The sequence below is a fragment of the Demequina sp. genome, assembly GCF_016278765.1.
Taxonomy (GTDB): Bacteria; Actinomycetota; Actinomycetes; order Actinomycetales; family Demequinaceae; genus Demequina.
Genome location: NZ_JADQBE010000021.1, coordinates 1 through 4,126, shown reverse-complemented (window position 1 = coordinate 4,126; position 4,126 = coordinate 1). Strand labels below are relative to the sequence as shown.

Genomic DNA, 4,126 nt, shown 5'->3' with positions numbered 1-4,126 from the left:
GGGCGCTGGGAAAACGACGCTCGCCGTCAAGGCGGCCGCACAGGCCGTCCGGGCAGGGTTGCCCGGTGACAAGTTGCTCGTGATAGCTCCCACCCGCGCGGCCGCCGCACTGCTGCGCGACCGGGTGTCTCTCGCCATCGGCGTGCCCACGTCCACGCCCGTCGCCCGCACGGTTGCGTCGACCGCATTCGCGATCTTGTCCGCCGAGGCGCAGATGCTGGACGAACCGCCACCCGGTCTGGTGTCCGGCGCCGAGCAGGACGTCGTGTTGCGCGAACTACTTGAAGGGCACGTGAATGGCAGGGCCGCGCGGCTGAACTGGGGTGACGCCCTCCCTGACGAGGCCACACTGCTTCCGGGCTTCCGCGAGGAGTTGCGCAATCTCTTGATGCGCGCTGCGGAGGCCGACCTCTCGGCGGACGACTTGCGGGCGCTCGGACGAGACCACGATCGCATCGAATGGGTTGCGGCGGCTGACCTGTATGCGGAATACGAAGGCGTCATGGCCCTGCGCAGCGCGCCCGTCGACCAGGGCGGTCGCTATGACCCCGCGACGATTGTCGCCCGAGCGGCCGACGCCCTGGCGGCGTGGCCCGAGGGAAGCGCCGCCCCCTCGTGGGGGCACGTCATCGTGGACGACTACCAGGATGTGACGGCGGCCGGCGCAGCGTTGCTGCGGCAGATGGCCTCACGCGGCGCGCGCCTGCTTCTCGTAGGCAATGCCGACGAATCAGTCCAGGGCTATCGAGGTGCCCGCCCGCAAGGGCTGGATGAGGCGGTGTCGGAATGGGGTGCAACACATCTTGAACTTGGCGAAGGTTTGCGTCAATCAGGTGGACTCGCCGCTGTCAGCGCAGCGGTGACCGGACGCATCGGAGTCAAAGGCGTGGGAAGCGCGAGGCAAGCCGCCAGGGCGGCGGTCGCCCAGGCGTCGGCCGCGGTGGCGTCTGGTGACGAATCTGGCCGCGAAGCGGTGGTGGTGCTCACCGCCCCTCACCACTATGGGCAGTCACGGGCGATAGCGGCCGAGTTGCGCAGGGCCCGGCACGGCCTGGACGGCGATCCAGTCCCGTGGGGGCGCATGGCCGTAGTGGCGCGATCGACGGCCCTGCTGCGGCAGATCCGCTCGGATCTGCTTGCGTCCGACATCCCGTGCGCATCGCTCGGCGACGGCACCGCGTTGCACCAGGAGAGCGCGGTTGCCCCACTGCTCAGGATTCTGCGCGCCGCGTTGGGTGAGCCGTGGACGGAAGACGACGCTGTGGAGGTCCTCACGTCGCGGCTGGTCGGTCTCGATCCTGTGGGCATTCGGCGCCTGCGACGCGAACTGGTGCGGGAGGAACGCGCGGGTGGCCGTGAGCGCCCCTCGGGAGAGCTGCTTCTGGACGCCATGGTCGATCCGTCGCGGTGGGCGTCGCTCGCGGGACCGGAGGCGGCCGCCGCCGCCACGGCGGCTCATGCCGCGGCGGCGGCGAAGAAGCGAGCCGCGGAACCGGGTGCCACTCCCGGCGCCGTGATCTGGGCGGCCTGGCAGTCGCTGGGCGTGGCGGCCGCGTGGCGCGATGCGGCCCTCGGTGGATCCGCTCGCGACGACGCCGACCTTGACGCCGTGATCGCGCTGCTGCGCGCCGCACAGACCTTCACGGAGCGCCTGCCCGAGGCGCATACCGCCGCGTTCGTGGACTATCTCGAGGGTCAAGACTTCGCGGCGGACACCCTGGGCGCGAGGGCGCTGTCGCGCGACGTGGTGGCGTTCGCGACCCCCGCGTCGGCGGCCGGCGCACAGTGGGATGTCGTGGCCGTCGCCGGGGTCGAAGAAGGCGCGTGGCCCAACCTCAAGTTGCGAGATTCGGTGCTGGGTTCCCAGCATCTGGCGGACCTCACCGCGGGCGTCGTGTCCGCCGCGCCGGGCAAGGCGGCGGCGCGGGCGGCGCGTGCGGCGGTACTCGATGACGAGACCCGCGGATTCCTGGTTGCCGTGTCGCGGGCGCGCACGCGGCTGGTCGTGACCGCCGTGGACGACGGTGAGTCCCGTCCCTCCCGGTTTGTTTCGCTCGTCGAGGAGGCGGCCGGGGTGGTGCGTGCCGACGCCGCGCTCACCCGGCCCATCTCCGACCTGCGGGCCGCCGTGGCGGCCGTGCGCTCCCAGGCCCTCACCTCGGTCGACCCCACCCCGCACGCCCGCATGCTCGCCCTGCTGGCGCGGGCAGGGGTCCAGGGCGCCGATCCTGCGCAGTGGCACGGCGTCGCCGAGCCATCCACGCAGGAGGGCTTGTGGGACGACGACGAACCGGTGCGAGTGTCGCCGTCGAAGGTCGAGTGGGTCGAGAAGTGCGCCCTCAGGTGGGCGCTCGAATCCACGGGAGGCACGCGCGAGGCGACGGACGCTCAAGAGGTGGGCACGTTGATTCACGCCCTCGCCGAGGCCCACCCGCACGGCGGCCACAGCGAGATCCTGGCCGACTTTGAACAGCGTTGGACGACGGCGTTCGGGATGAAGACGTGGCCCGAGCGTGACGCGTATCGACGGGCACGGGACAAGGTGGTGCGGCTGGCCGCCTATCTGGACTCCAGGTCCGACCGTGAGGTGCTCACCGAGCATGCATTCAACATCGAGGTGGGGCGCGCGATCCTCGCGGGATCCGCCGACCGCGTCGAGCTGCACGAGGGTGCGGCGTACGTGGTCGACATCAAGACGGGTCAGTCCGTGCCGAGCGTCGCCGACGCCGCGGACAACGGCCAGCTGGCGATGTACCAATTGGCCGTCGTCGAGGGCGCGGTGCCGGGCGTGACCGCGTCGGCGGGAGCGGAGCTTGCGTACGTCTCCACGGGCAAGGCGGGCGCCGTGAGGAGCCAAGCCCCGATCGACCGCGCGGCCGCTCGGGAGCGTTTGGACGCCGTGGTGCACACGATGGCCGGGCGCAGGTTCGTCGCGACCGTCAACGAGGGCTGCGGTTCCTGCCCGGCGCGGCGCGCGTGCCCCGCCCACGCCGAAGGGGCCCAGGTGAGCGAGTCGTGACCGCAGACCGCACGGTACTCCACGACGGCCGCGTCGAGGGCCTGAGCAGGGGCGTCGCCGAACTGGCCGGCGCGGTCGACCCCGACCGCACGATGACGGCCGAGCAGGCGGCGATCGTGGGCGCGGATCTTGGTCCCGCGCTGGTCGTTGCCGGGGCAGGGTCGGGCAAGACGGAGACCCTGTCGCTACGCATCCTGTATCTCCTGGACAACGCGCGGCGCCTGTTCGGCCGCGACATCAGCCCGGACGAGATTCTGTGCCTCACCTTCACCCGCAAGGCGGCGGCAGAGATTGCGGAGCGCGCCACCCGGCGCATCGCCACCGTGTTCGGCCCGGACCCGGCGAGGCCAGCCGTGTCGGTGTCCACGTACAACGGCTACGCGGCCGCTCTTGCGCAGGAACATGGCTTGAGAGTGGCGGTCGATCCCGCCTCGACCGTGCTCACCGGCGCCGCACTGTGGCAGCTTGCCCAGTCCGTCGTCGACTCGTGGGATCGCGCCGTGCAGACCGATGCCGCCGTCAGCACTGTCACCGCCGCGATCCCTCGCCTCGCCGCCCAGGCACGCGATCACCGCCTCAGCCCCGAGCAGTTGCGCGAATGGGCGGAGCGGGGTCTCGCGCTGATGGAGGCGCTACCCAAGAAGGCCGGAGACCAGGTCCCGGGGACCTTCACTCAAGACCTCGCCCGGCAGGTCGGCAAACTGCGTTCCCTGGCCGCCATGGCCGACCTGGTGGCCGAATACGACAGGCGCAAGCGGGAGGGCTCCTACCTGGACTTCTCGGACCAGGTAGATGTGGCCGTCAAGCTGGCTCGCTTGGCCCCTGTGCAGGAACTGGAGCGGTCTCGCTACGCGGCCGTGCTCCTCGACGAATTCCAAGACACGTCGCCACCGCAACTCGACCTGTTCGCCCACATGTTCGGAACGACCCACCCGGTCATGGCGGTGGGTGACCCCAACCAGGCGATCTACGGCTTCCGCGGGGCCTCGGCCGATGCCTTGCGGCAGTTCGTGGAGCGATTCGGGGGCGCCGCCGTGGCGCGGCACACGCTGTCGGTGAGTTGGCGCAACGAGGCCAGCATCCTCGCCGCCGCGAACTCGGCCGTCG

The 4,126-nt window shown here is 71.2% G+C and carries 2 protein-coding genes; both read left to right on the top strand.

Translation table 11 applies throughout. The annotated features are described in order from the left end of the window. On the top strand, positions 1-3,019 hold a 3,019-nt coding region (locus QZZ29_RS04350; RefSeq protein WP_291381686.1), incomplete at its 5' end, for a UrvD/REP family ATP-dependent DNA helicase. Further along, on the top strand, positions 3,016-4,126 hold a 1,111-nt coding region (locus QZZ29_RS04345; RefSeq protein ID WP_291381684.1), incomplete at its 3' end, for an ATP-dependent helicase. The genes QZZ29_RS04350 and QZZ29_RS04345, both read left to right, overlap by 4 nt.